Annotated in this window: 19 protein-coding genes and 2 pseudogenes; 16 read left to right on the forward strand and 5 right to left on the reverse strand. The window is 48.9% G+C overall.

Annotated elements, in window-relative coordinates:
* Positions 1-11 precede the first annotated feature (11 nt).
* From kdpB to LQ229_RS16420, 7 genes are all read left to right on the forward strand, one after another.
* Entirely contained in the window at positions 12-2,039 is a 2,028-nt protein-coding gene (kdpB, locus tag LQ229_RS16390; protein WP_216538204.1) for a potassium-transporting ATPase subunit KdpB, read from the forward strand.
* An 18-nt stretch (positions 2,040-2,057) separates the two neighbouring features.
* Positions 2,058-2,630, forward strand: a complete 573-nt coding sequence (kdpC, locus tag LQ229_RS16395; RefSeq protein WP_230192294.1) for a potassium-transporting ATPase subunit KdpC — start codon at positions 2,058-2,060, stop codon at positions 2,628-2,630.
* 78 nt (positions 2,631-2,708) lie between these two features.
* Positions 2,709-5,039, forward strand: a complete 2,331-nt coding sequence (locus tag LQ229_RS16400; protein ID WP_230192295.1) for a universal stress protein — start codon at positions 2,709-2,711, stop codon at positions 5,037-5,039.
* 491 nt (positions 5,040-5,530) lie between these two features.
* Positions 5,531-6,016 carry an Rrf2 family transcriptional regulator gene (locus tag LQ229_RS16405; RefSeq protein WP_216538207.1) on the forward strand — a complete coding sequence of 162 codons (486 nt, stop codon included), beginning with the start codon at positions 5,531-5,533 and terminating at the stop codon, positions 6,014-6,016.
* Between the two features lie 57 nt (positions 6,017-6,073).
* Positions 6,074-6,991, forward strand: coding sequence for an NAD(P)/FAD-dependent oxidoreductase (locus tag LQ229_RS16410; protein WP_230192312.1), 918 nt, complete (start codon positions 6,074-6,076; stop codon positions 6,989-6,991).
* Positions 6,988-8,424: an MDR family MFS transporter gene (locus LQ229_RS16415; protein ID WP_230192296.1), complete on the forward strand. Its 1,437-nt coding sequence runs from the start codon at positions 6,988-6,990 to the stop codon at positions 8,422-8,424. The genes LQ229_RS16410 and LQ229_RS16415 overlap by 4 nt, the downstream gene beginning before the upstream one ends.
* A 167-nt stretch (positions 8,425-8,591) precedes the next feature.
* Positions 8,592-9,353 (forward strand): class I SAM-dependent methyltransferase, encoded by a 762-nt coding sequence (locus tag LQ229_RS16420; RefSeq protein ID WP_230192297.1) that lies wholly within the window; start codon positions 8,592-8,594, stop codon positions 9,351-9,353.
* Positions 9,354-9,653: 300 nt separating this feature from the next.
* Here LQ229_RS16420 and LQ229_RS16425 read toward each other — a convergent pair whose 3' ends face one another.
* From LQ229_RS16425 to LQ229_RS16435, 3 genes and pseudogenes are all read right to left on the reverse strand, one after another.
* Positions 9,654-10,214: a cupin domain-containing protein gene (locus LQ229_RS16425; protein WP_216538211.1), complete on the reverse strand. Its 561-nt coding sequence runs from the start codon at positions 10,212-10,214 to the stop codon at positions 9,654-9,656.
* Positions 10,215-10,819: 605 nt separating this feature from the next.
* Positions 10,820-10,900, reverse strand: a pseudogene (locus LQ229_RS16430) (flavin reductase family protein); the annotation flags it as partial.
* A 102-nt stretch (positions 10,901-11,002) separates the two neighbouring features.
* Positions 11,003-12,505, reverse strand: a complete 1,503-nt coding sequence (locus LQ229_RS16435) for an MFS transporter (RefSeq protein WP_230192298.1) — start codon at positions 12,503-12,505, stop codon at positions 11,003-11,005.
* A gap of 413 nt (positions 12,506-12,918) precedes the next feature.
* Between LQ229_RS16435 and LQ229_RS16440 the strand changes: the two genes are divergently transcribed.
* The 7 genes from LQ229_RS16440 to LQ229_RS16470 all read left to right on the forward strand — a co-directional run bounded on the left by LQ229_RS16440 (position 12,919) and on the right by LQ229_RS16470 (position 20,001).
* Entirely contained in the window at positions 12,919-13,812 is an 894-nt protein-coding gene (locus tag LQ229_RS16440; protein ID WP_230192299.1) for an arylamine N-acetyltransferase, read from the forward strand.
* A 155-nt stretch (positions 13,813-13,967) separates the two neighbouring features.
* Positions 13,968-14,948, forward strand: a complete 981-nt coding sequence (locus tag LQ229_RS16445; protein WP_216538214.1) for a LacI family DNA-binding transcriptional regulator — start codon at positions 13,968-13,970, stop codon at positions 14,946-14,948.
* Between the two features lie 15 nt (positions 14,949-14,963).
* Complete coding sequence (rbsK, locus tag LQ229_RS16450) at positions 14,964-15,851, forward strand: ribokinase (RefSeq protein ID WP_216538215.1); 888 nt, start codon at positions 14,964-14,966, stop codon at positions 15,849-15,851.
* The gene (rihC, locus tag LQ229_RS16455) at positions 15,848-16,768 is read left to right on the forward strand and encodes a ribonucleoside hydrolase RihC (protein ID WP_216538216.1); all 921 of its coding nucleotides are present in this window, start codon (positions 15,848-15,850) and stop codon (positions 16,766-16,768) included. The genes rbsK and rihC overlap by 4 nt, the downstream gene beginning before the upstream one ends.
* 101 nt (positions 16,769-16,869) lie before the next feature.
* Positions 16,870-18,297, forward strand: a complete 1,428-nt coding sequence (dcuC, locus tag LQ229_RS16460; protein WP_216538217.1) for a C4-dicarboxylate transporter DcuC — start codon at positions 16,870-16,872, stop codon at positions 18,295-18,297.
* 123 nt (positions 18,298-18,420) lie between these two features.
* Complete coding sequence (locus tag LQ229_RS16465; RefSeq protein WP_216538218.1) at positions 18,421-19,107, forward strand: FadR/GntR family transcriptional regulator; 687 nt, start codon at positions 18,421-18,423, stop codon at positions 19,105-19,107.
* 117 nt (positions 19,108-19,224) lie between these two features.
* Positions 19,225-20,001, forward strand: coding sequence for an ABC transporter ATP-binding protein (locus LQ229_RS16470; RefSeq protein WP_216538219.1), 777 nt, complete (start codon positions 19,225-19,227; stop codon positions 19,999-20,001).
* Here the strand turns inward: LQ229_RS16470 and LQ229_RS16475 are convergent.
* Positions 19,996-20,613: a histidine phosphatase family protein gene (locus LQ229_RS16475; protein ID WP_216538220.1), complete on the reverse strand. Its 618-nt coding sequence runs from the start codon at positions 20,611-20,613 to the stop codon at positions 19,996-19,998. The genes LQ229_RS16470 and LQ229_RS16475 overlap by 6 nt on opposite strands.
* A 339-nt stretch (positions 20,614-20,952) precedes the next feature.
* Positions 20,953-21,837, reverse strand: coding sequence for a 4-hydroxy-tetrahydrodipicolinate synthase (gene dapA / locus LQ229_RS16480; protein WP_230192313.1), 885 nt, complete (start codon positions 21,835-21,837; stop codon positions 20,953-20,955).
* A 223-nt stretch (positions 21,838-22,060) separates the two neighbouring features.
* On the opposite strand from dapA, the gene cyoA reads away from it, so the two are divergent.
* Together cyoA and LQ229_RS16490 are read left to right on the forward strand one after the other, a co-directional pair.
* Entirely contained in the window at positions 22,061-22,972 is a 912-nt protein-coding gene (gene cyoA / locus LQ229_RS16485) for a ubiquinol oxidase subunit II (protein WP_216538221.1), read from the forward strand.
* A 30-nt stretch (positions 22,973-23,002) separates the two neighbouring features.
* Positions 23,003-24,975 (forward strand): annotated as a pseudogene (locus tag LQ229_RS16490) (cbb3-type cytochrome c oxidase subunit I).
* The last annotated feature ends 12 nt before the right edge of the window (positions 24,976-24,987 follow it).

Genomic DNA, 24,987 nt, shown 5'->3' on the forward strand with positions numbered 1-24,987 from the left:
AGGTTCTTAAGATGCAAACCAAAAAATCCATGCTTAGTGGGCCGATTATTCGGAATGCTGTCAAGGAAGCGTTCATGAAGCTGGACCCTAGAGTCATGTTTCGTAATCCGATCCTGTTTGTGGTGGAGATTGGTTTTATCATCACGTTGTTTCTATGCTTTGTTCCCGGAGCGTTCCAAGGTTCGACACCGGGTTGGTTCAATATGGTGGTCGCCGCCATTTTGCTGGTGACGTTGTTGTTTGCGAACTTTGCGGAGGCATTGGCTGAAGGAAGAGGCAAGGCGCAAGCCGATTCGTTAAAACAAACGAAAAAAGACATTGTTGCAAACAAATGGGTTGGGGGAGAGATGAAGCAGGTTGCTTCAACGGATCTACGTAAAGGAGATATCGTCGTCATATCACAGGGAGAAATGATTCCGGGAGATGGCGAGGTGATTGAAGGGCTCGCATCGGTAGACGAATCGGCCATCACGGGAGAGTCCGCGCCTGTTATTAAGGAAGCCGGAGGCGATTTCTGTTCCGTAACGGGCGGAACGCGTGTCATTAGTGACCAGATTAAAGTGAGGATCACCAGCGATCCTGGCGAATCGTTTCTGGATCGGATGATTGCACTTGTTGAAGGCGCAAAGCGGCAAAAAACGCCGAATGAAATTGCCCTGAATACGGTTCTGATCAGTTTGACCCTGATTTTCCTGATTGTCGTTGCGACACTGCCGTTTTTCGGGAACTACTTGAATATTGAAATTGATGTGGCTGTCCTCATTGCCTTGCTCGTTTGCCTCATCCCGACCACAATCGGAGGGCTATTGTCTGCCATCGGAATCGCGGGAATGGACAGAGTGACCCGGTTTAACGTGCTCGCCATGTCGGGGAAGGCTGTGGAAACTGCCGGAGATATCAATACGATCATTTTGGACAAGACCGGTACAATCACGTATGGCAACCGGATGGCGAGCGAGTTTATCGCGGTTGGCGGCGCAAAGCAAAGCGATGTAGGCGAATGGGCGGCTATCAGTTCATTGAAGGATGAGACGCCGGAAGGGCGTTCCGTACTGGACTTGATGAAAAAGCTGGAACTCGGGTACAACGAATCATCTGCTTCCGGTGGGGAGTTCATCGAATTCAAAGCGGAAACACGAATGAGCGGGATCGATTTGACAGATGGTCGCAAAGTGCGCAAAGGGGCTGTCGACGCGATTAAAAAATGGGTAGCTGCGCAGAACGGGACTATACCGAACGATCTGGATGCGGCAGCTGATAAAGTTGCTTCTGCCGGGGGAACACCGCTAGCAGTGGCGGTCGATAACCAAATTTATGGCGTCATCTATTTAAAAGATACCGTCAAGCCCGGCATGCGCGAACGTTTCGACCAAATGCGCCAAATGGGCATTAAAACGGTGATGTGTACAGGCGATAACCCGTTGACCGCCGCTACGATCGCACAGGAAGCCGGCGTCGATGACTTTATCGCAGAGAGCAAGCCGGAAGATAAAATTGCTGTGATTCGGCGGGAGCAAGCGGAAGGCAAGTTGGTGGCCATGACGGGGGACGGCACGAACGATGCTCCTGCATTGGCGCAGGCGGATGTGGGAATCGCCATGAATAGCGGTACGGTAGCCGCTAAAGAAGCGGCCAATATGGTCGATTTGGATTCCGATCCTTCAAAGATAATCGAGGTCGTTGCAATTGGAAAGCAGCTTCTGATGACGCGCGGCGCACTTACCACGTTCAGCATCGCCAACGATATCGCCAAGTACTTTGCAATCTTGCCTGCTATGTTTATGCTCGCCATTCCGGAGATGAATGCGCTGAATGTCATGCAGTTGGGATCGCCAATGTCGGCTATTCTATCAGCGCTCATTTTCAATGCGATCATCATCCCGCTGTTAATTCCGCTGGCGATGAAAGGCGTTGCCTATAATGCAGTCAGTTCTGCGCAACTGTTAAAACGCAATATGTTTATTTATGGCTTAGGCGGTGTCATTGTCCCCTTTGTCGGCATCAAACTTATTGACCTTGTTATCCATTTGTGGGTATGACGAAAGGAAGGACTGGAAATGAAATTATTGGCATCCAGCTTGCGAATCAGCTTGCTGTTCATGGTATTATGCGGACTTGGTTATAACTTGGCGGTCACCGGGATCGCGCAGATCATTTTCCCCGAACAAGCCGATGGAAGCCTGGTTCAAGACGACGATGGGACGGTAATCGGCTCCAAGTTGATTGGACAGTTGTTTTCCGAGCCGGAATATTTTCATGGCCGCGTCTCCAGTATTGACTATCAGGCGGATGGATCGGGATCGCCGAACTATGCGCCGTCGCATCCCGAATTGATGGAACGGGTGACAGCATCTGTGGAGGAATGGAAAATGAATAACCCCGAGGTTCCTGTCAGCGACGTACCGATGGATCTTCTGACCAACTCTGCATCCGGCTTGGACCCTGATATCAGCCCGGAGGCGGCACGTGCTCAAATTCCAAGGATTAGCCGTTTGACCGGTATTGAACAGAAACAATTGGAAAGCCTTGTGCAAGAGCAAACGACCGAGCGTGCGCTTGGTTTTCTGGGCGAACCTGCGGTAAATGTATTGCAACTCAATATCGGGCTGCAACGACTACTGGCGAGGTAAGCGATAAACTCTCCCTGCCTTATTTTTCCCGGCAGGGAATTCCCGTTTGTAGTTTGTTTCAAGGAATGAGGAGATGACATGGAGCCATTCAAACGAAAAACACCGGAAGAAATCTTATATTCCATTTACCGGCTTCATCGAGGCCGTTTAAAAGTTTACATTGGCGCGGTCAGCGGTTCAGGCAAAACGTATCATATGCTCCAAGAAGGACAAATGTTAAAACGGCAAGGGGTTGACGTGGTGATCAGTGCCGTTTCAACCGGACAACGCCCCGAGACGCTGGAGCAGATTGGCGATCTGGAGCGGATTCCAAGCATCCATTGGGTAAAGGATGGCGTCGACTACAAGGATTTGAATCTGGAATCGTTGCTGCAGCGCAATCCGGAAGTGGTCCTAGTAGACGGTCTGGCCCATCGGAACAGGGAAGGGGCGCATCATTCGACAAGAGTGGACGACATTCGCTATCTGCTGGATCGGGGAATCAGTGTCATTACGACGGTTAATGTCTATGAGCTGGAAGGGGTAATCGAACTCGCTCATAAATTAACGGGCATCACTGCGGAGCATACGATTCCCTCCGATATACTAGATTCGGCAGATGAGGTTCGCCTGATTGATGTGACGCCGGAGGCGATACTTGAGCGGTTATCGGATGGTCGTTTCCGGCACCCTGATCCGACCCTGTTCAAACGGGGGAATTTGGCGAAACTTCGGGAGCTTGCCTTGCGGCTTGTGGCCGAAGGGGTGAATGAATCGCTGGAAAAGCATCGGGAAGCTTCCGGGTTATTCGGTCCTTCCGGCGCGGCGGAGCGAATCCTTGTGTCTGCGCAATACCATTGGAACGGTTCGATTTACGTGCGCAGAGGTCAGCAGGTGGCCAAACGGCTCGGCGGCGATCTGCTTGTCGTCACCTTTATCAATCCTAAACAAACCCTGTCTAAAGAAGCTATGGCCTTTAAACGCTCATTGCTTCAATTGGTTGAAAAAGTAGAAGGATCATTCGAGGAAGTACCGATTGCTTCCCGGCGAGAACTGCCTCGAAAATTGGTCCATTACGCAGCTAGCCATAATGTTACCCGAATCGTCATGGGACATTCCAAGATGAGTCCATGGCAAGAGTTTTGGAGAGGATCGCTCGCAAACCGGCTACTGAGCAAAATCAAAAATGTCGACCTCTTGTTTATGGCCGATAGTTCGGAACGGGAAGGCAGACGAATATTGCCTGCCAGGACGCGCCAAAAGCGGGATACGAGCGCCTATCATCGGCTCACGGATCAGGAAATGGAGGAACGAATACAGAAAATTAGGCGCGGGAAGTTTAAAGTCTATATCGGTGCGGCCCCCGGCGTTGGAAAAACGTACACGATGCTGAGAGAGGGAAATGATCTCCTTAAAAAACAAATCGATGTTGTCATCGGACTGCTGGAGACACATGGCCGCGCTGAAACGTTGGAACAGGTAGGCGCGCTACCGATCGTCCCTAGAAGCAAAACGCCTTATCGAGGAACAGAACTCGAAGAACTGGATGTTCCGGCAATTATCATGCGTAATCCGGAGGTCGTGCTAATCGATGAGTTAGCCCATACCAATGTCCCTAGCAGCAAGAATCGCAAACGCTATGCCGATGTGCTGGAAATTCTGGACGCCGGTATTTCGGTGATTTCCACCATGAACGTCCAGCATCTCGAGAGTTTGAATGATGCCGTGGAGCAAATCACTGGCGTTCGGGTACGGGAAACCGTTCCGGACCATATTCTGCATTTGGCAGAGGAAGTCCAACTCATCGATGTATCGCCTTCGTCCTTGCAGCAGCGCATGAGAGAAGGAAGGATCTATGCGGCCAATAAAATCGAACAGGCATTAGGCTCCTTTTTCAAAACCGGAAATCTGATTGCCCTGCGCGAGCTGGCGCTTCGAGAGATTGCGGATGATGTGGATGAACGTTTGGAGTCCTGGGAGCGCAAAGCGTCGCTTCGGGGGCCCTGGCGCAGAAAAGAGACGATTTGTGTTGGGATAACGCTTAGTCCAAACGCGGAGCGTTTGATTCGAAGGGGGTTTCGCATCGCTTATCGTCTGAAAGCCGAATGGTACGTGATTTATGTTCACAAGGGCAGTTCGATTCCGGATGAATTGAATAAACGTCTCGAACGCTTAAAAGAATTGTCTGCGCGTTTGGGAGGCACATTCGAAGTGCAGTTTACGGCAAGGGAACGAGACATGGCTTCCATTCTGATCGGCAAATCGGACGAGAGAATGGCTACGCAAATGGTTTTGGGGCAATCCGGCAGGAACATCTGGAAGCTTATGTGCCATGGTTCGATCGTCAAGACTGTACTGCGCCATGCCCGGCATATGGATGTTCTAATTGTTGCGGATTTTGATCCTCATGCTAAACCGTTGGAGAATTAATCAGTCATTTCTTTTGAGGTTGAGGTGAATGAGATTGCCGCAAATCTAATGCCGTTTTCATCGGCTTTTCCGGGGAAGGCATTCTTCCTTTATCGACAACCAATTGAAGATGGATACGTTGGAATCATGCGGAGGCACTAACTAAAGGAATGGGTATATAAATGGATGAAGACAAACAACCGTTTGCTATTCCAATCCATCCATCGTATTGGGTTTCGCAGCGCTTCTGTTCGTATTGTTCTCTTTATGGGATTAGCTATGCTCCGTGCCTTTTCTACGGATCAAGCGTTGTAGGAAAATGAAATGCCAAGCGAACACAAGCATAAGAATAGGTACCTATTTTTCCTATACCTATTCTTGTGCTTTACAAGCCAACGATGTAATAGTAAAGACTCAGAGGCAAGGATGTCGTTGCAAATTGGAATTGAATCGTTTATTATGGATATTGTAGGTCTACATTAATAACGATCTTTGGGAGGGAGGAGGGAAACATGCAGTTCTCCAAAAGTACAGATTACGCCTTGCACGCTTTAATTCATTTGGGTCATTCGGAGTGTTGCAACAACGTAGGGATCAAGGAATTATCTGCGACACTTGGCGTTTCAGAAAGCTATTTATCCAAAATTATGTCCAAGCTGAGGCAGGATGGTATCGTACGCGCTGTGCCGGGAGTGAATGGCGGTTATGAGCTTGCCAGGCCGGCCGATGAGATTACTTTTCTTGATGTGATTCAAGTGATTGAAGGAAGACAACAGTTGTTCGAATGCTCGAATACGAATTCGCGGCAGCATCGGTTGTTAGCGGAAGAGGGGGCTGCAGGGCGAGATCAGGAACGCTCAGGAAAGTGCGAATGTCTGGTTGAGAAAGTGATGGACGGCGCAGAGCAGCATCTGCACCAATACTTGCGGGAACACACGATCCAGTCGGTACTGGATGAAGCTATCAAGCGTTGCAGCCATGAGGTAAACAAGAAGTGATGCACTTCTTGCGCTTTAATTATGGATATTATAGATCTATGGAGGTGTATGGTGAGAATGGAAAAACAGCTTCTCGATGTAGCGATTATTGGCGGCGGCCCGGCAGGGTTGAACGCCGCCCTCGTGCTTGGGCGGGCGAGGAAACATGTGGTGGTAATCGACGAAGGCCGTCCCCGCAACGCCGTGACACGCGAGACCCACGGGTTTCTTAGCCGCGACGGAATAAGTCCCGGAGAATTTCGACGAATGGCGGAGGAAGAGATCGGCGCCTATTCCTCCGTGTCTTTCATGGCGGATACGGCCGTGTCGATTGCGGGAACGGACGGCCAATTTCAAATCGAGACTACACGAGGACAAACTTTTGCAAGCAAAAAGGTATTGTTTGCCGTCGGTATGAAGGATCGGCCGCTTAACATTCCGGGACTGGCGGAGGTATACGGAATAAGTGCCTTCGTCTGCCCGTATTGCGACGGCTGGGAGTTAAGGGATCAGCCGCTTGTTATCATTACTAAGGGAACTGAGCTCTTGCATTTTGCTCCACTCATATCCGGATGGACGAACCGTTTTTCTGTCTGCACGAATGGCCCCGATGAGCTGACGGGCGCCGAGCGCGAGGAACTCCAGCGGCATCATGTGCCTCTGTACGACACGCCGATTCGGTCCATCGACTCTAGCGACGGGATCGTGCGGCAAGTCGTTCTCGAAGACGGGACGATCATTCCTTGCAGGGGGCTCTTTTTTAAACCGGAGCTGGTTACGGGATCGGACTTGCCGCGTGCCATCGGGTGCCGGATCACGGAGGCGGGAATGGTTGACGTTGATGACTTCGGGAAAACGAACGTTCCGGGCGTCTATAGCGCCGGGGATGCGGCATCGCGACTGCATCAGGCTATTGCTGCCGCGTCTATGGGGGCATTTGTCGCCGCTGCCATGAACAATGAACTGAATATGGAGGCTTGGAGGAGAATCGGATGAACATTTCGGAAAACATCAAGCGCGGTCCGATCATGTTCGCTCTTATCGTCGGAACGTTCGTCGCCGCTTTGAACGAGACGCTGATGGGCAACGCTCTCCCCGAACTGATGAAATCATTCGGAGTGTCTGCGGCGACGGTCCAGTGGTTGGCCACCGCCTACATGCTCGTCGTCGGCGTACTCGTTCCGGTGACGGCGGTACTGCAGCAATGGTTCACGACTCGGCAAATGTTTCTGTCGGCGATGAGTATGTTCTTCGTCGGCACGGTGATCTCGGCGGTGGCGCCGGAATTTGGCATGCTGCTGGCCGGGCGGATTATTCAGGCGATAGGAACCGGCATGCTGTTGCCGCTTACGATAAACACCATCATGGCCATTTATCCCCCGGAAAAGCGGGGAGGGGCGATGGGGATGTTCGGGCTCGTCGTCATGTTCGCGCCTGCGATCGGCCCGACCGTTTCGGGCTTGATTGTTGACGGCCTATCGTGGCGCTGGCTGTTCTATCTTGTAATGCCCTTGGCACTGCTCTCGATTATCGTCGGGGCCGCCGTCCTGAAGAACGTGTCGGACGTCACGAAACCGCGGGTGGACCTGTTATCCATCGGGCTGTCGACGATCGGCTTCGGCGGAATTGTCTACGGGTTCAGCAAGGCTGGTGAGCATGGCTGGTCGGAGCCGGAGGTGATCTGGACGATTGCGGCGGGCGGCGTCGCCTTGGCGCTGTTCGTCTGGAGGCAGCTGTTGCTTACGGAGCCCGTCATGGATTTGCGAGCGTTTCGGTATCCGACATTCGCGCTTGTCACGGCGCTTCTATTCGTGCTTTTGATGACGTTCTTCTCGTCGGCGATCATGCTCCCGATGTTGATGCAGGGCGTTCTGATGATGACAGCGTTCAAGTCCGGTTTGATCCTGCTTCCCGGGGGGATTGCGAACGGGCTCATGGCTCCGATCTCGGGCAAGCTGTTCGACAAGTTCGGACCTCGCGTTCTTGTCATCCCCGGACTTGTTATTGTCGTCGTCTCGCTGTGGCTGTTCACCCGATTCGATGAAGCGACGACGACCGGCTTTCTTGTGGCCGTGCACATCGCGCTGATGATCGGCATAGCGCTGGTGATGATGCCCGCACAGACGGCTGGGCTTAACCAACTGCCCCGTCATCTGCACCCGCACGGAACGGCGATCCTGAACACGCTGCAGCAGGTGTCCGGTGCGATCGGCACCGCCCTGTATATCAGCATCATGTCGGGCGGACAGAAACAGTACTTGAGCGGATCGAGCGTCCCGCAGTCTCCGGCGGAACTAGCCAAAGCGCTGGCGGCCGGCATAAACAACGCGTTCTGGGTTGGTGTCTTTATCGCGCTAGCGGCGCTCGTTCTCGGTCTTTTCCTCCGCAGGGCGAAATCGCCGGAACCGGAAAACGAAGTGTCGGCATAATAATAATGGCCGTCTGTCTAGGACGGCCCCAAAAACCTGTCAATGCGGAGATAACGGCTAATTAAGAAGAAGGAAGCTTACATTCTCTGAATGAGTAAGAGTCATTAATTTGGAAATCAGTGGATGTTTGTAGAAAATGGACGTTTTCGCGATGGGAGGAATCGTGTATGGAAGATGCCCAGTATGAGCGAGGAAATTACGGCATCGACGCTCCGAAAGCTATTGGCAACCTAGTGCTCCTTGGAATTGGTTTTCTTATTCTAGGCGTTACGGCGTTTTATGTCTTTCCGACGAGATTGCATTGGCTTGGCGATACAATCGGGAGTATTCTGTTATTGTCGTTTCTGATCGTGATCGTTGAATCGCTTTATATGGTATGGAGCAGCAAAGTTGGGAAACTGCGCATGCGGGAGAAATTGATCGAGCTAGTACAACTTCGCGGGGACGAGTTACTGCTTGACGTCGGTTGCGGCCGAGGTTTGATCCTGAACGCGGCAGCGCGCAGATTGACGACGGGGAAAGCCTATGGCATCGACATCTGGAACAAACAAGACCAGTCGGGTAATGACCCGAAAGAAACGATTGAGAATGCCCGGATCGAAGGAGTAGCCGAACGCGTTGAAGTAGTGAATGGCGATATGCGCGACATTCCGTTTCCTGACGACCATTTCGACGTGATCGTTTCCAGTCTGGCTGTTCATAATATTTACAATCGTGCGGAGCGGTACAAGGCATTGGGCGAAATGATAAGAGTATTGAAACCGGGCGGCCAGTTGGCTATTCTCGATTTCCAGCATGTGCGGGAATACGCGGATGCCCTCCGTGAGCTTGGAACGCTCAATGTCCAACTTACCGGACCGTATTGGACGATGTTTCCTTCAGTGCGAATCGTCACCGGAAGCAAAAAGACAGCGATATCAACCCTCTGAATGTTATCAAAGTTTTTGGGAACCGGTTGACCACACATTAGACGAAAACGGCGTTGTACCAAACGTCTATTAGCCTAATCGAACAACAAAGCCTTCAACGTACCTTTGTAATCATTTCTAAAGAGGCCGGGATGGACGAGAAAACGATTCGAAATATTTTTCACGATTACGTTAGTTTAAGGGACTCTTCCGGATGGTTGGGACGCTGGCGAGCCGCCTGCAATCCTGGCAGCCGACCTATACGTTGAACCAAATTGTTTTGATAATTTTACCATATTCACTATTTTTTCACTCGATTCATTAGTAATGTTGCTTACTTTCCGCAGACATGGCAACTGCTTTTGTTTCTTGAACTGTACCGTATGGATGTTCAGGCGGAGCATAGATAACGTAAATTTTAAGTGGTTTGTTTCCTGTATTGGTTACATTGTGCCATTTTCCAGCCGGTATCATAATTGCATAACCGTCATATGCCATTGCCCGAAAATCTAATTTATCTTTGCAATCGCCCATTTGAACGAGTCCTTGACCTTCCTCAATGCGTATAAATTGATCCGTTGTTGGATGGACTTCTAAACCGATGTCATCTCCGACATTAATACTCATCAAAGTCACTTGAAAGTGTTTCCCTGTCCATAAAGCGGTGCGGTAAGTATTATTTTGCTTAGCAGCTTGGTCAATATTCACTACGAATGGCCTTGATCCATAATCTCTTAATTTGATGTTTTTAAAATAAGGATTCCAGTTGTTATTGTACCAATTATAATAATGAGGATTCAAAGTATTGCCCCATGTATTGTTATCCCAGTTGTCATGCATAGGATAATGCCATTGATTATGAAAATAAGAATTGCGGTACATGTTCATTCTCCTTTGATGATTACTTATTTACTTTTTATCCTATGCAGTTGCCTATTTAAATGAATGTAAAATGCGCAATAATGGGCAAGTGCCTAAAAATAGGAAATGTTGCTCATCATGACCTGGGAGATGTATCGAAGTTTTTGTTCCTGGATTTGCCAAAGGCAGGAATCGAAAGTTCCGGAACTAGATCATCCTTAGCGGTCCGGGCAAAAGGCTCATCAAGCGGACTCTGAACACTCACGATGAAAGAGTTGATCGACCCCTGTATGAAAAGAAAGGGAGCGCTTCGCCGCGAAAAAAGCGGATGAAGCGCTCCTTTTTTGTTGCACTGGGTAAGCGGTCGGTCTGATGGACGGACCATAGTCCGCTAGTGTGTGTCTTATCCGTTTGCACCGGTTTGCCGTAACTCTCGAACGGCGGCCAAGAAATTGACCAAATTGTAAATGCCCATCCCAATTCCGGTTTGTTCACGCGGCAGCGCGGAGGAGACGACTTTGGCCAGAGCCGCCCTGCACGAAGGTGACCGAAACGTTGATCAACGGCATAGAGCAGCAATCACCATTTGTTCCAACATATAGGTTCCAATGTCCATGCGTTCAAAACCGATACCCTCTCTTGGACTTGGATTCCGGCACCGGATTTCGGCCTGGTAGCAATGTGAGCCGATCAATCGCGGCCAACAGACTTTCTATTTTATTAGAATGAGTTCGCTTAAAGGAGAAAAAAGGTCAACCCGCAATCCTACTCCTAGTTGAACTCATGCGAAACTGCCGTAACGTAACGGGTTAATGGGGGCGGGCTGCACTATCGGCTGCACTATCCGCTCTGCTATGTTTGGATTTGGGCAATAACAGCGTTGCTAGCACACACACTATTGCTAACCCTAGAAATACGACAAAAATATCATGGATGCTGGAAACAAGAATATGTTGCAATTGAGAAAGCATCGAAGGGGAGAGCTGATCGATGCCCGACGCGTTGATCAATCTGTTCATTTGATTGATATCCGCACTTTCCAAGTTTTCGGCTGCCATGTGTTGAACAATCCGGGAGTTAAAGTAGCTTCCGAACATGGAAATCCCCAACATTTGTCCTAACGAACGAAACAGCGAATTGGTCGCTGTTGCCACTCCGCTTAAGGAAGATTCGACTGCGGATTGAACGACAATGGTATACAAGGTCACCGTGATGCCAAAACTAATGCCGAGCAATGCGGAAATCAAGTAAAAGCCGTACGAACCGCTCGTTAATTGCATGGCCGCCAGCCACGCTCCGCATAGAATCAGAATCATATTGCCTGTGAACGAGGTCACTCTTATCCCTTGTTTCACGAGCATTTTCCCGCATATATAGGAACCGAATGCCCAGAGAATCGCTAAGGGAGCGAGCATGAGCCCTGCTTCCATCGCTCCCGTTCCCAGTCCCCCTTGAAACCACATCGGCATATACACTAACGTTCCCATCATGATCGCATTCACGAGAAATTGAATAACGTTGGCTGACCAGATTTTAAGCTCCCGGAACATGTACAAGGGCAAGATCGGTTCCTTCGCTTTCGTTTCTATCCATAAAAATAACACCATCAACACGACGAAAGCGGCTATACACCAAAGGACAGGCCCCGATAGCCAATGCCCCTGCCCACCCTTTTGAACGGCATATAATAAAAATAGCATGCTGAATGAGAAGGTAAGGATGCCCCAGTAATCCATTGTTTTTTTGCTTTTCTCAAATTTTTCCCGTAGAAATATCACCATGAGAAGGATGGCCGCCAGACCGAACGGAATATTAAACAGGAAAATCCAGTGCCAGGAGACATAGTCGACGAGGAAACCGCCGAGCAGAGGCCCAATCACACCCGCTCCTCCCCAAACGAAAGCCGTAAGTCCAATCATCTGAGCCCGCTTATCTTCCGAGGGATAAATATCCGCAATGATAGTCTGTGTGACCGGCAAAATAGCACCGGCACCGATTCCTTGAACAAGCCGGAATGCAATCAATTGCTCCATCGTCTGGGCTAGTCCGCACAGGGCGGAACCGACCAAGAAAATAGCGGCGCCAACGGCGAAAATAAGCTTTCTTCCGTACAAATCGGAAAGCTTGCCGAATATCAATACAGTAATGGTAGAGGCCAGCAAATAGACCGTAAATACCCCATTCATAAGCTCGATGCCCTGAAGGGAAGCTACAATTTTAGGCATGGCCGTCGTAACAATCGATGACTCTGCAGCCGCTAAAAAGGTAGCGACAAAGATAGAGATCATAACCATCGATCGATTCATGTTCATAGTAACAAGCATCCTCCTTTATTTGGTTTAGCATGTACCGCTTCCAAATAAGGGGGGACACTTGTTTATACATAACAATTTCGTCATAACGTTCATCACTTCCCAACATCGACATTACGCTATGAAGTGCGCGAGTTGTTCACGGAAAGATTTCCTCGTCAATGAGACCCATCTCAACTTTTTAAATATTTATGTTTAAATAGTATCTTTAATAACTAAACTTTGTCAATTCATTTTCTTAACATAGCTTGAGTCGGGTGAACGCTCTCGCACATACGCAAATAGGCCTTGCAAGTACGGCCCAAGTGAAGTATTTTGGACATGTAGTCTTTGAAATCATAGAGCTTGATATCAACCATGAGATTCTATCACAGCAGATGGATAGGCTGGAGTAAAGAACCCGGAGTGATACGATGTTAACGCTACGACAAATTGAAGATTATTTGCGGCGTTTAGGTCTGGAACGGCAGCGGCCAACGCGAGAGTTTCTATTCGCACTGCACCGTGCCCACGTAGAGAGAATTGCGTGGCAAACGATTGATATATTTGCGGGCAAGCCTGTTCCGATCGACGACGAAGGCTTGGTTCATCATATCATTCATCAGGGGGGCGGGTATTGCTTTCACCTTAACGGAGCATTCCGTCGTCTACTGTGTGCGTTGGGATATGAAGTGTCGTTACATCGGGCTGGGGTGCAATCCCATGGCCAAAAACCAAGAATCAATTCATTTCATGTAAGTCTATCCGTTCGTTTGCCTATCGAAAATGATGAAGACGCAAAGCCGCAAACATGGATTGTAGACGTTGGATTGGGCGACATGCCGTATGAGCCCATTCCTCTTCGATTTGGGGTGTATAAGCAGGGCTTTCATACATATAAGCTTACGCAGTCCGGCGTCATTACTCCGGGATGGCGCTTGGAACATGATCCTCAAGGAATTTTTACCGGCGTTGATATCGATCCGGAAGCTGTTCAAAGTATGGATGAATTCATACCGAAGCATCATTATTTAAGCTCGTCCCCGGATTCCGCCTGGATCAACCTGCTGCTGGTGCAGAACAGGCATAAGACAGGCAGCAATGAGCTGAGAGGATGCGTATACAATCGACGCGATGAGCGCGGCCTAATCAAAAACGAAATTACCAATCGCTCGGAATGGTTCGAGCTATTGAGCGACGTATTTGGAGAGCCGCTGAATCATTTCAGCAAGCACGAAAAGGACGGCCTATGGACAAAAGTATTAAAAACCCATGAGGAATGGAAAAGGAATCGGCAAAATCGGGATCAAGCCGGGGAAATGGAGTGACGAACGCTGGTGGCGGCGTTACTGAAATGAAAGAATGACAAGTTATGTCTTTCATGTTCCTTGGCAAAGTTTACTGTAAAAATACTTGTTGACTTATAGCAAAATACAGGGTATATTTTGTGTGTAACCGGTTACCTATAAAGTGGAGTGAACATATGATCTCAATCAAAGATGTTGCCAAGCATGCAGGCGTATCTGTAGCAACCGTATCTAGAGTCTTGAACAATAGCGGTTATGTAGGCCAGGATACGAGGATGAAGGTAGAAAAGGCAATTCAAGAGCTTAAATACAAGCCGAACGAGGTGGCGAGAAGCCTGTTCAAGAAGCAGTCCAGCACGATCGGCTTGATCGTGCCCGATATTACGAACCCCTTCTTTCCCGAGCTTGCGAGAGCTGTTGAAGATACTGCAATTCAGTTGGGATATAATGTAATTCTTTGCAATTCCGATGAAGATGAACAAAAGGAACAAAATTACCTGGACGTGCTGCAGCAGCAATATGTCAAAGGGATTATTGTTTCCTCAAATACGATGACTGCGAAACAAATCGAGCAGTTGAACATTCCGGTCGTCAGTATCGACCGCGTTATTAGCAAAGGCTTGCCGACGATTGTCGTAGAGAACAAGAAAGGGGCCATGATGGCAACCCGCTTTTTGCAGAGCAAAGGCTGCCGCAGGATTGGCCATATCAAAGGAAACAGCGGCGTAGTCAATGCTGAAGAACGCTGCGAGGGCTACAAGGAAATCGTCGGTGGGGAGCCTTGGTTCGAAGAGACATACATTGCGTATGGTCAATACGATATGCAATCATCCATTCAAGCGACAATGGAACTGCTGCAAAGGCATCCGGATATTGACGGTATCTTTGCGGCGAATGACATCATGGCGATCGGCGCGATTAAAGCTGCGTATCAACTGGGCAAAAAAGTGCCCCAGGACATAGCGATCGTCGGCTTTGACGGCATCAGCCTGTCCAAAGCGACGACGCCGGAGCTGACTACCGTGCAGCAGCCCATTTATGAAATGGGCGAGAAGGCAACCAAGATGCTGGTGAGCTTAATGGAGCGTCAGCAGACCATGGATCAGGAGAACTATAAAATATTGGACGTATCGCTGATAGAGAGAGAATCAACCTAAGAAGGAGAGATAGGAATGGAGCGGAAACCCAAAATTACTGTTGTTGGCAGCATCAACATGGACCTAGTCACCATAACAACTCAAATGCCTCAAATGGGAGAGACGCTCCTTGGCAAGCAGTTTCAGATGAATCCCGGCGGAAAAGGAGCCAATCAAGCGGTAGCGGCAGCACGACTCGGTGCGGATGTTCGTTTGATTGGCTGCGTCGGCAATGACCGTTTCGGTCAGGACATTTTACAGCACCTCAGAGAAGAAGGTATTGATGTGTCCAATGTGGAACCGGTTACAGATCGTACGGCAACGGCTACGATCACGGTCTACAACGCAGATAACAGCATTATTGTCGTGCCGGCGGCCAACCATCATGTAACCGCATCTTTTGTAGAGTCCAAGCGAAAAGTTATCGCAGATAGTGATGTTCTTCTCGTGCAGTTGGAAATACTATTGGAAGGTGTGCAAAAAGCAGTAGAAATTGCCAAAGAGAACGGAGTTACCGTCATTCTTAACCCGGCTCCCATTCAGGAGCTGCCTGCAGAATTGATACGGCAAGCGGACTACCTTACGCCGAACGAACATGAGCAAAGGGTATTGATGCAGCAGCATGGCAAGGACATCGGCGATAAGCTGATCGTTACGAAGGGAAGCCAGGGCCTGTCGATTAGGCAGGAGGGCCGCGAACTGAACGTTCCCGCCTATCGAATCGATGTCGTGGATACGACTGGAGCAGGGGATTCTTTTAACGGCGGACTAGCCGTTGCCTTAAGCCAAGGTATGACGCTGAAAGCTGCTTGCGAATACGGCAATGCCGTTGCGGCCTTGTCAACCACGAAGCTCGGGGCGCAAACCGGAATGCCAACCGCAGAAGAGGTAGCACAGTTTATTCAAGGAGGAAGAAACCAATGAACAAAAGACCGATTATTATTGACACCGATCCGGGAATCGACGATGCAGTTGCATTAGCGATTGCCTTGTACAGCGAAGAGCTGGATGTGCGCTTGATCACTACCGTAGCCGGTAATGTGGGCTTGGATAAGGTGACGTTGAACGCCTTGAAATTGCTGAAATTTTTCAAGCAAGAGATTCCGGTGGCGATGGGCGCCGACAGACCGTTGATCAAAGAACCGATTGATGCGAGCAACGTACACGGCTCAACGGGAATGGACGGCTACGATTTTGAAGAGCCGACGAAGGAACTGCTCTTGAAGGAGAATGCGGTCAATGCCATGTACCGGGTCATCATGGAAAGCGAGCAACCGATCACCCTCGTTCCGATCGGTCCTTTGACGAATATTGCGCTTCTGCTCAAAATGTATCCGCAAGTGAAAGAGAAAATTGCCGAGGTTGTACTCATGGGCGGCTCAACGGCACGCGGCAATGCCGGAGTGATGGCGGAATTCAATATCTATGCCGATCCGGAAGCGGCCAAAATTGTGTTCCAGAGCAGTCTGCCTGTCGTCATGGTCGGGCTTGACGTTGGATGGAAAGCGCTCGTGTACCCGGAAGACAGCGAGCAATTGAAAAGCATGAACGAAACCGGAAGAATGATCTATCAGCTGTTCCAAAAGTATAGAGGCGGCAGCATGAAGACAGGATTGAAGATGTACGACAGCTGCGCGATCGCTTATCTCCTGCAGCCTGAAATGTTCACGGTGGCGGATACGTTCGTGGATGTAGAGATTCACGGCCCGCTAACGTCAGGCTGTACCGTTGTCGACTTGAAAGGATATTTGGGACAGGCCAACAACGCCAAAGTATGCGTCGATATCGATCCGCAAATGTTTAAAACGTGGTTCATGGAAAGCTTGAGCAAGTGCAACTAAGCTAAGCCTTGCTCTGCCGGCTCAGTTGTACGAATGGCCGTCCGGTCCGCATCTGATCCGCTTTATCAGCACCCAATTTGCATATTAGGAGGAACGCCATCATGGGCTCTAATATAGTCATGTACGGCTCAGCGATTATTGCTGTACTTATCGTTATTTATATGCTAATCAAGAAAATGGATATCAAGATTACGCTTTTTCTAATGGGGATCATTTTAATTCTGGTCGCCACAGCTATGGGCAACGATATCGCCGTTAAGGATTTCGCATCGACGGGCTCGATATGGCTGGATCCGCTCCAGGTCATCGTTACCCAGTTCAAGCAGACCTTAACTTCTGCGGGCTTCATCATTCTTCTGCTTGGAGGTTACACGGCCTATATGTCCTCCATCGGAGCGAATGAAGTGACGGTCAATGCATTAACGAAGCCTATTTCCAAAATTAAGTCGCCTTATATTCTGGTGCCGATCGTCTTTTTGCTAGGAAATCTATTGTCCCTCGTTATTCCGAGTGCGTCTAACTTGGCGATCATTTTGCTGGCAACCTTGTTTCCGATTTTAAGAAAAGCGGGTATGTCGGCGCTTTCCGCGGCAGCGGTCATCGCTACATCCGCCACGATCGTTCCTACGCCGCTGGGAAGCGACAATGTCGCCATCGCCGAGGAATTGGCCAAGCATGCGCTGTTCGCCAACTTGACGGTAACGGACTATGCGTTCAGATATCACGCTGTCGTATCCATTCCGACCTTGATCTTTATCGCGTTGGTTCATTACTTCTGGCAGAAGCGCATGGACAAGAAAGCAACACGCTTGGAGAACGAAGCCGAAGTGAACCATGAATCCAAGGAAGACATCGAGATCCAAGGCGGCAAGCTGTTCAAAACGGTCTATGCGATCCTGCCGATCTTCCCGATCATTCTGCTGCTTGGCACTTACGCGGTTCAAATTACGACAGGCAATGCCATAGAACTGAGCGTAGAGTCGGCGACCTTGGTATCGCTCGTGCTGGCCATCGTCTGCGAACTTATTCGCCACAAAGGCGACAAAAGCGTGCTGGAAAAAACGGAATCCTTCTTTAAAGGAATGGGCGGAGCGGTACCGATCGTCGCCCTGCTGGTTGCAGCCTCCGTCTTTGTTACAGGACTGAAATCCATCGGCTTGGTGGATGCGCTGCAGCAATCGATGCAAAATATCCAAGGCAACGGCTTGGACTTCGTTCTACCGCTTGTCCTGGTAGCCATTACGGCGCTCATCGTTATTCTTAGCGGCAGCGGCACGGCCCTGATCTTCGCTATGGTGCCGCTGATGGTTCCATTAGCCGATGCAGCGGGCATTAGCCCCATCGCGATCTCGGTGCCGATGGGACTTGCGGGCAACCTCTTCCGTGCGGTATCCCCGGTTGCGGCCGTCGTGCTGATCGTTGCCGGTACGGTGAAGACGGATCCGATCGCTATCGTAAAAAGAACGTCGGTTCCAATGATCGCAGGCGTGATCTTTATGTTCGTCCTGTCAATGGTGATCTTTCTCTAAATTGAAATCCATCATCATGTAAGACAAGAAGAGCAGGCTTAGGCCTTGTTCTTCTTTTTTTATTTCTTTTTCTTGTCAAAATCCAGCGAATATGTTAGGATTCTGAAAACAGGAGATGATCTGATGAATGGTAAACTGACATTTAAGACGTTGCATCCTCATAAACTTGTGGATGATGTAGTTAATCAGTTGCAGCATAAAATATCAACGGGCGAGATTCGTCCCGGAGATAAGATTCCGCCGGAACCGGAACTAATGGAGCTCTTCGGGGTTGGCCGGTCCACGATCCGGGAAGCGATCCGGGTTTTGGTGCACGCCGGCTTGCTTGAGAAAAAACAAGGGTACGGCACTTATCTGAAAGCCAGCCCTGTCATCCAAGAGCCCCTTACCCATCGACTGCATCGCGCAGAGCTTATAGAGGTATTCGAGGCAAGAAAAATGCTGGAGTTGGAAATATCCAGATTAGCCGCTCAACGCCGCGATGAAGATGATCTGCAAAACATGCGCACTCATTTGGAGGCGCGCAACTTTGCGTTGCGGCAAAATGACCGGGAACTGTATGCCAAGTCGGATATAGAGTTTCATATGGCTATAGCGATTGCCAGCAAAAACGGAGTTATTATTGATTTATTTCGAACCTTTTCTCATGTTTTATCAAACGCGATGAACAAATTAAATCAAGAATATAGTTCGCATGATCCGCAATCCTATTATCATGAGCAGTTATATGAAGCGATTAAGCGTCAAGACTCTGAGCTTGCTTTAAAATGGACGCTTCTTATCCTGGAGGGAACAATCGCCGAGTTATAATCCGATTTTTTTAAAATCAAACAGCAGATGATATGATGTTTCATTGTCGCTTGGTATACTGGCGATCACATTCAAATTTCAGCAACTACTACCCCAAACGCTTAGGAGGAACATAAAGTGTCAAATATTATTGAGGTCAAAGACGTCCTTTGGGAACGCGAGCATAAATCCATATTGAAGAACGTCAATTGGACGATCCGTAAGGGGGAACATTGGGCGTTGCTAGGGCTGAATGGTTCCGGAAAGACGACGTTATTGAATATGATAACCGGCTACATTTGGCCGACAAAGGGAGAGATTTCCGTCCTAGGCCATCAGTATGGAACCGTCGATTTGCGGGAAATGCGAAAACGGATCGGATGGGTAAGCTCTTCGTTCCAAGAACGAATTCATCCCAATGAGAAAACACAACATCTGGTGATTAGCGGGTTGCATGCTTCCGTTGGATTATTTGAGCAACCAACGGAAGACCATATGCAAAAAGCCGTTTCCCTCATGGAAACACTCGGCTGCGCGCATCTTCTCGACCGCCCATATCAAACTTGTTCGCAAGGGGAGAAACAAAAGCTTCTTATCGCCCGAGCGCTTATGGCCTCGCCTGATTTGCTTATTCTGGATGAAGCGGGTAACGGACTGGACTTTTTGTCCAGAGAATCCTTGCTCCAAAGCATCGCAAGTCTGGTTAATCAAAAGGATGCCCCAACGCTGTTGTACGTGACGCATCACGTAGAAGAAATATTGCCTGAATTTACACATTCCTTGCTGCTCCGAAAAGGAACGGTTTTTGCATCCGGAAAAACAGAGGAAATTCTCACTAGCGAACAGTTATCGGCTTTATTTGAAACCCCTGTTCAAGTAAGTTGGAAAAATAACCGGGCTTGGCTTTCGCTATGAAAGGTAATGCGAAACATCCCCATACAAATCAACTTCCGGTGTATCTTCATTCATAGTAATCTTGCACAAAGCAGTCGGGTAGATATCGGGCAAGTTTCCCATTTCATCAAGCTGTTTATTCAAAAAATAACCCATAATCGCTTTTAATGTGATCCGGTGCGTTACAATAAGAACCTCTTTGCTTTTATGCTTTGCAATGATATCTTTGATCGCAGGGATCGTTCTTCCAAGCAATTCGCGATAACTTTCCCCGTGTCCGGTAGGGGTGTATAAATGCGGTTGATTGAAAAACTGTTCATATTGAACGGGATATGCTTGTTGAATATGTTCTACATTTTGACCTTCCCACAGTCCCATATTAATTTCTTTTAGTGAATCAAGCGTCGAAATGTCAATCGGGCGATTCCCCAAAAGAATCCGAGCCGTGCTTACCGCCCTTGGACTGGAACTGGAATAAATGGCGTCAAAATCGACGTTTCCCAAACGTTCCTTCAACCATTCGGCTTGCCGAATACCGAATTCCGTAAGCGGGGAATCTTTATGCCCTTGCATCTTTTTTTGCAAGTTCCATTTCGTTTGACCATGACGGGTGAAATATAGTGTTGTTTTCATAGATGAATATCCCCCTATCGTTGCGATATGAATGCACGCTTTGTATATAGTAAAAACATAAAACACTTTCTATGAAAAGTAACCATCCAATTGTACCTGTATTAGACCAAGCCGTTTCGGAAGGGCCCGCCCCGGACGCACTTGTGAATGCCTTCTATAGCCCGAATTCCATACATGAAATCTGGCTTGCCGTTAAATAGCAGAAGCCGAAACCGGTAAAGCAGAGAATAATTCGACTAATGGAAAGGCAAGAACGTTGTATCATGTTCTTGCCTTTTTACATTCGCGCCTTTGCCTTCGATATTTGATTCGTGCCCCTAAAAGAACTTTTCACCCTGTCTAATAGTTTGTTTGAACCAGTTGAGTCCCGATTCTGGTTGCTTCCATGCTGATCGTTGTCATAGGCAGACGGAGCCGGTCCGAACGGATATATCCCCGTTGAGCGAGAAGCCATTTTAATGGAGCCGGATTCGGCTCGGAGAATAGGAATTCAACGAGCGGCAGCAACTGGTTAAACAACTCATTCGACTCCTCTATTTTTCCCGCTCGGAAAAGCTCGTACACTTGAACGAACTGGTCGCTGTCCAAGTTAGCGCTGGCCAGAATTCCCCCTTTAGCACCGCAGCATAAGGAAGCAAAAAAGAGAGCGTCTTCCCCGCATAGGAGCGGTTTTGACATGGATCGGGCCAGTTTGAAAATACGTTGTATATTGCCTGTGCTTTCTTTAAGCCCAATCACATGATCCATTTTCATAATGTTCTTTACCGTCTCAACAGTTAAAGAGACCCCGGTACGGTGAGGGATATCATATACAATAATAGGCAGATCCGCTTCGGCCAAAGCTTGAAAATGCCGGATGATGCCTTGTTGTGACGGACGGTTATAGTATGGGGTGACAACAAGGGCAGCATCGGCTCCGAGAGATTTAGCTTGTTCTGTTCTTTTCATTGTAGCTAGAGTACTATTAGAACCGGTTCCAACAATAAGCGGTATGTTATACGATGCCGCTATCGCCTTGCGAGCCGATACAATAAGGGACTCCAATTCGTGAGATTCGATCACTGGGGATTCCCCGGTAGTTCCATTAATAATGAGACCGTGAATTCCCCTGCTCACTAAACTTTGAACCAGTTCTTCAAATGACTTCATATCCAAATTTCCACGATGATCGAACGGCGTAACAATGGGAACCATGACGCCATGTAAAGTATCTTCTGTGAGCACAGCTTTCAACTCCTTCCCCTCAATTCGCGATATGAAAAAGCCTAAAACACTTCCAATGAAAAGTAACCACCCAATTGTCTATGTAATAGACCGAGCCGTTTCGGTTGAACCGAACACTCTCGATATTGGTTGGAATGAAAAATAAGAGAAATGGATGGTTACGCTTCTGCTTCGTTCCTTTACGATCGGTTTGTACTAAATGTTAGAGATAGGAGATGAGAATATGAAGACCTCCACAGCGCTCAGACGGATCACTTGCTTGGCCATGCTGGCGTTGCTGCTTTTGACGGTCACAGGGTGCAGCACGGAAAGCATCGTCGTACTTGATCCGAAAGGGCCGATTGCCGGCGGGCAGCGGGATTTAATGTTCATTTCAACGGTATTGACGTCGATCGTTATCGTGCCGGTTCTGATTATGACCGCCATTATTGTTTGGAGATATCGCGACAGGAAAGGCAGAAAAGCGAAGTACACACCGGATTGGGAGCATAGCACGAAGCTGGAAGTCATCTGGTGGGGGATTCCGATCGTAATTATTGCCATTCTGGGCGTGATTACAATCAAGAGCACGTATGACCTGGAGCCGTCCCAGCCCCTCGAGTCGGATCGCAAACCGTTGACGATTCAAGTGACTTCGCTGGACTGGAAATGGTTGTTTCAATACCCGGAGCAGGGGATTGCCACCGTGAATGTTGTCCATTTTCCGGAAGACACACCCATCCGATTCGAGATTACGGCCGATTCTCCCATGAATTCTTTTTGGATTCCCCAGCTTGGAGGACAAATTTACGCCATGTCCGGCATGGCGATGACGCTTTATTTGCAAGCCGATGAAGTTGGAGACTATTGGGGATCCGGTGCGAATTTCACAGGGAAAGATTTTGCCAAGATGAATTTTGATGTGAAATCGACAACGCAGGAAGAGTTCGAGCAATGGGTGAACGAGATTAAAGCTTTATCACCGGAACTAACTTTGGACGGCTACAAACAGCTGGCAGAGCCGGCCGCTTCCGAAGTTCAAACCTTTTCCGCTTTCCCGGAAGGCTTGTTTGAGATGACCGTAACCAAATACGGCGCTTCTCACAATCATGGCTTATCCTGGAAGGACATGCAAAAAATCAAGCTCCAGGAATAGCGGGCTTCGAATTGGAGGGAGAGAATGCCCATGTGGGACAACATCAAAAGCTTTGCTTCGGAATTTTTTGTTACGGGCGATCCGTTAATTTACGGCGCGGATGTCAGCATTATTATAACCATTATTGGCATTGTATTTGGGCTTACTTATTTCAAAAAATGGGGATGGTTGTGGCGTGAATGGCTAACGACTGTCGATCATAAAAAAATCGGCATTATGTACATTCTTGCCGCTTTTCTTATGCTGTTCCGCGGCGGCGTGGACGCGCTTCTGATGCGGGCGCAGCTGGCGGTGCCGGAGCTGAGCTTCTTGACGCCCGATCATTATAATCAGGTTTTTACCACGCATGGCGTGATTATGATTCTGTTTATGGCGATGCCGTTTATGTTCGGTTTGTTTAACGTAGTAGTACCGCTTCAGATCGGTGCGCGCGATGTCGCTTATCCTTTCCTGAATGCGCTAAGCTTCTGGCTCTTCTTCTTCGGAGCCATGCTGTTTAACTTGTCCTTCGTCATCGGAGGATCTCCGGATGCGGGGTGGCTCGCTTATCCGCCTTATTCGGAACGGATGTTCAATCCGGGTGTCGGCCAGGATTTCTACATTTGGGGGATACAGATTTCAGGGATCGGCAGCTTGATTTCAGGGATCAATTTTATCGTGACGATTCTGAAAATGCGCGCTCCCGGTATGAAGCTGATGAAAATGCCGATGTTCTCATGGTCCGTTTTATCAAGCTGCATCGCCATTATATTTTCTTTTCCCATCTTGACGGCAACCTTGGCGCTGCTGTTTCTGGACCGCTATTTGGGGGCGCATTTTTTCACCCTGGACGGCGGCGGCAATCCGATGATGTATATCAATTTGATCTGGATGTGGGGACACCCTGAAGTATATATTATCGTGCTGCCGGCCTTCGGCATTTTCTCGGAAATTGTATCCACCTTTGCGAAGAAAAAACTGTTCGGCTATAAATCCATGGTTTATGCCATGATGATTATCAGCATCTTATCGTTTTTTGTCTGGGCGCATCATTTCTTTACGATGGGCTCCGGCGCGGGGGTCAATTCCGTCTTTGCGCTTACGACGATGCTCATTGCCATCCCGACCGGCGTTAAGGTGTTCAATTGGCTGTTTACGATGTTCCGGGGAAAGATCACCTTCGAAACTCCGATGTTATGGACGATCGGCTTTATTGTTTGCTTTGTCGTCGGCGGGATGACCGGGGTGCTTCTGTCGGTGGCGCCGGCGGATTTTCAATTCCATAACAGCTATTTCCTGATCGCGCATTTTCACAAACGATCATTGGCGGTGTAGTATTCGGTTATTTCGCCGGCCTGTATTATTGGTGGCCCAAGCTGTTCGGCTTTAAGCTGAATGAGCGAATAGGGAAATGGGCGTTCTGGTTCTGGAATATCGGATTCTATGTATGCTTCATGCCGCAATATGTGCTCGGGTTGATGGGAATGACGCGGCGCCTTGTCACCTACGGATGGGACAAGGGATGGTGGGAGATGAACCTGGTCTCCACGATCGGGGCCGCGCTGATGGGACTGGCCTTCTTGTTTCAGGTATGGCAAATCGCGTACAGCGTCAAGCATCTGCAGAAAGATGAAACGGGCGATCCGTGGAACGGACGCACCTTGGAATGGTCGCTTCCGTCTCCTGCGCCGCACTACAATTTTGCAACGCTGCCGCAGGTCTCTTCCCAGGATGAATGGTGGGAGGAGAAGCAGCGCAGAAAGAGCGGTCAATTCTCTCCGGCTCCGGTGAAGCTGGAACCGATCCATATGCCCAAAAATTCCGGCATTCCATTTGTGATGTCGATGTTCTGGTTCGCGGCCGGATTCGGTTTTGTATTCGACTGGCTTTGGTTAACGATATCCGGTTTAGCGGGAGTAGCGGTATGCATGCTGGTTCATTCATTCAACTACGATACCGATTATTACATCCCGGTGAAGGAGATTAAACGAACAGAGGGGGTAACGGGCGAATGGCTTCATTGAACGAATCTGCGT

Source organism: Paenibacillus sp. CECT 9249 (assembly GCF_918697855.1).
In the GTDB taxonomy this organism is placed as follows: Bacteria; Bacillota; Bacilli; order Paenibacillales; family Paenibacillaceae; genus MSJ-34.

What these genes read in the sequence shown, in the direction of transcription:
- LQ229_RS16465 (WP_216538218.1), top strand. Translation starts at nt 18,421, where the DNA reads ATGAATGGTAAACTGACATTTAAGACGTTGCATCCTCATAAACTTGTG.
- LQ229_RS16435 (WP_230192298.1), bottom strand. Translation starts at nt 12,505, where the DNA reads ATGAACATGAATCGATCGATGGTTATGATCTCTATCTTTGTCGCTACC.
- LQ229_RS16420 (WP_230192297.1), top strand. Translation starts at nt 8,592, where the DNA reads ATGGAAGATGCCCAGTATGAGCGAGGAAATTACGGCATCGACGCTCCG.
- rihC (WP_216538216.1), top strand. Translation starts at nt 15,848, where the DNA reads ATGAACAAAAGACCGATTATTATTGACACCGATCCGGGAATCGACGAT.
- LQ229_RS16410 (WP_230192312.1), top strand. Translation starts at nt 6,074, where the DNA reads ATGGAAAAACAGCTTCTCGATGTAGCGATTATTGGCGGCGGCCCGGCA.
- dcuC (WP_216538217.1), top strand. Translation starts at nt 16,870, where the DNA reads ATGGGCTCTAATATAGTCATGTACGGCTCAGCGATTATTGCTGTACTT.
- LQ229_RS16400 (WP_230192295.1), top strand. Translation starts at nt 2,709, where the DNA reads ATGGAGCCATTCAAACGAAAAACACCGGAAGAAATCTTATATTCCATT.
- LQ229_RS16415 (WP_230192296.1), top strand. Translation starts at nt 6,988, where the DNA reads ATGAACATTTCGGAAAACATCAAGCGCGGTCCGATCATGTTCGCTCTT.
- LQ229_RS16425 (WP_216538211.1), bottom strand. Translation starts at nt 10,214, where the DNA reads ATGTACCGCAATTCTTATTTTCATAATCAATGGCATTATCCTATGCAT.
- cyoA (WP_216538221.1), top strand. Translation starts at nt 22,061, where the DNA reads ATGAAGACCTCCACAGCGCTCAGACGGATCACTTGCTTGGCCATGCTG.
- kdpC (WP_230192294.1), top strand. Translation starts at nt 2,058, where the DNA reads ATGAAATTATTGGCATCCAGCTTGCGAATCAGCTTGCTGTTCATGGTA.
- rbsK (WP_216538215.1), top strand. Translation starts at nt 14,964, where the DNA reads ATGGAGCGGAAACCCAAAATTACTGTTGTTGGCAGCATCAACATGGAC.
- LQ229_RS16475 (WP_216538220.1), bottom strand. Translation starts at nt 20,613, where the DNA reads ATGAAAACAACACTATATTTCACCCGTCATGGTCAAACGAAATGGAAC.
- kdpB (WP_216538204.1), top strand. Translation starts at nt 12, where the DNA reads ATGCAAACCAAAAAATCCATGCTTAGTGGGCCGATTATTCGGAATGCT.
- LQ229_RS16405 (WP_216538207.1), top strand. Translation starts at nt 5,531, where the DNA reads ATGCAGTTCTCCAAAAGTACAGATTACGCCTTGCACGCTTTAATTCAT.
- LQ229_RS16445 (WP_216538214.1), top strand. Translation starts at nt 13,968, where the DNA reads ATGATCTCAATCAAAGATGTTGCCAAGCATGCAGGCGTATCTGTAGCA.
- LQ229_RS16440 (WP_230192299.1), top strand. Translation starts at nt 12,919, where the DNA reads ATGTTAACGCTACGACAAATTGAAGATTATTTGCGGCGTTTAGGTCTG.